The following is a 219-nucleotide window of genomic DNA, read 5'->3' as shown; positions in this document are numbered from 1 at the left end:
AGCCAGTTCACCGACGAGTGGAATGCCAGCTTCGATGGAATGCTGGCAAGCGTCAAGCTGCGCCACAAGAAGGCGCCGGCAGTAAAAGAGGTCGCAAGTTCGGCGCCGGCGATCGCGTCGACCGTGTTTGCGCTGTCCGAGCGGCGCCGCACCCTGCACGCGTTCGCCAACCACGAGGAAGCCTGTCGCAAGACCGATGCGCGCGAAGTCGAGCATGAC

Annotated in this window: 1 protein-coding gene; it reads left to right on the top strand. The window is 63.9% G+C overall.

Annotated elements, in window-relative coordinates; genetic code table 11:
* Positions 1 to 219, top strand: a 219-nt coding sequence (locus tag F2P45_RS35365; RefSeq protein ID WP_166882772.1) for a hypothetical protein, incomplete at both ends; no start/stop codon positions are given.

Origin of the sequence: Massilia mucilaginosa (genome assembly GCF_011682145.1) — a bacterium.
GTDB classification, from domain to species: Bacteria; Pseudomonadota; Gammaproteobacteria; order Burkholderiales; family Burkholderiaceae_D; genus Telluria_A; species Telluria_A mucilaginosa.
Note: the sequence above shows the minus strand (reverse complement) of the source record. Positions and strands in the feature narration are given on the sequence as shown.